The organism is Pelorhabdus sp. sgz311001 (assembly GCF_055901755.1).
In genome coordinates, this window is the sequence record NZ_JBVXUT010000013.1 from 1 (window position 1) to 1564 (window position 1564).

Genomic DNA, 1564 nt, shown 5'->3' on the forward strand with positions numbered 1-1564 from the left:
CCGAAATACAATAAGCGCTACAAACAGAGCTATAGCCGGATCGATAAAATGCCAGCCAGTAAGTTCCATTAAAACTAAACCGACGAGAACGCCAATGGACGTCCAAATATCAGCGCGCAAATGAAGCGCATCGGCTTCGAGCGCTGCTGATTCGGTTTCTTTCGCTACTTTCAGCAAGCGACCCGTTACGAAAAAATTTACGATGATCGAAAGCGCCATAACAGCAATGCCATAAGGCAAATTTTCCGGTGGCGCCGCTGTATAGAACTTATCAACCGCCTCATAGACAATCCATAAAGCCGCCGCAATAATCAGAACGGCTTCCACCATGGCGGAAATGTTTTCAATTTTCCCATGGCCGTAGGCATGATCGGCATCAGGCGGAACGCTCGACTGACGAACGGCATAAAAAGCGATAATCGCCGCCATAAGATCGACTGCGGAATGGGCTGCCTCTGATATGATACTGACAGCACCTGTCATGATACCTACAACAAGTTTTGTTAAAACAAGTAAACTATTGGATATTACAGAAAGTCGGGCAGCTCCCTTCTTTAACCGAGCCGCTTCATTGGCATTCATCCTATCCCTCCAAAAAGTTAAAATCATCCTGGGGATACCACACTAAGGTGGTCCCACAGGATGATTCCTGCTGCTTTAGCCCGACTGCACCGAAGGTTCGGTCGTCTGATCCTATTTTATTATATTAGCATATTCAAAAATCGGTGTAAATCTTTTTAGCCGATCTGTGCTACATGAAGTACAGGGTAGCCTTTTTCGCCCAGTTTCTTCGTGAGCAGTGGCAAATCATCAATATCAGCGCGAATAATCATTTCGCTTTTAACGCCTTGGCCAGCAAGCAAAGCTAAACTGCCAATATTAATACCAAGCTCAGAAAATACGCCGGTAATCTGATGAAGTACGCCGATCTGATCAGGTACCCCAATAGTTAGGCGGGTCTTCCCTTCGTTCAATCCCATAACATCAACAAAGCATTTAAAAATATCCGTTTCCGTAATAATCCCGATAGGCGCCTTCTGCTCATCTACGACAATAAGGCCGCCGATTTTTTCCCGATACATAATCAGAGCTGCCTCTTCAATGGTTGCATCAGCGGAAATCGTAAGCACATTTTTCTTCATAATGTCAGAGACTTTCATTTTGGCAAGTAGGTAGTTGAGTTCATGAACCGATAAAGTCGTAGCCGGCGATGCTGAAGCTGCCCGTAAATCGCGGTCTGTAACAATCCCCACGAGCTTTCCGTCTCTTACAACAGGCAGACGGCGAAACTGATGAGTTTTTAATAGCTCCTTCGCTTCCAAAACAGGTATATCCGGTGCAACCGTAACTGGATCTTTCGTCATCCGATTTGCTACAAACATGACACTCACCCCTTATTAGTCTTTTGCTTTAACCATTGCAGCCGTCAAAGCATGCCGCTTTAGCCGCCGAGATAAGCCTTGCGGACTTCTTCACTAGCAGCTAGTTCCGCCGCCGGACCAGACAGTGTGATTCTGCCTGTTTCCAATACATAAGCATGATGCGCAATCGATAAAGCCATATG

General features: G+C 45.9%; 2 protein-coding genes, 1 pseudogene and 1 riboswitch. All 3 genes and pseudogenes read right to left on the minus strand.

Annotated elements, in window-relative coordinates; all coding sequences use genetic code 11:
* On the minus strand, window positions 1–582 hold a 582-nt coding region (locus tag AC0MXB_RS18250; protein WP_474041155.1), incomplete at its 3' end, for a cation diffusion facilitator family transporter.
* A gap of 46 nt (window positions 583–628) precedes the next feature.
* Window positions 629–705, minus strand: a riboswitch (NiCo riboswitch).
* 32 nt (window positions 706–737) lie between these two features.
* Entirely contained in the window at window positions 738–1382 is a 645-nt protein-coding gene (locus tag AC0MXB_RS18255) for a CBS and ACT domain-containing protein (RefSeq protein WP_474041156.1), read from the minus strand.
* Window positions 1383–1441: 59 nt separating this feature from the next.
* Window positions 1442–1564 (minus strand): annotated as a pseudogene (locus tag AC0MXB_RS18260) (ABC transporter ATP-binding protein); the annotation flags it as partial.

What these genes read in the sequence shown, in the direction of transcription:
- AC0MXB_RS18255 (WP_474041156.1), bottom strand. Translation starts at nt 1,382, where the DNA reads ATGTTTGTAGCAAATCGGATGACGAAAGATCCAGTTACGGTTGCACCG.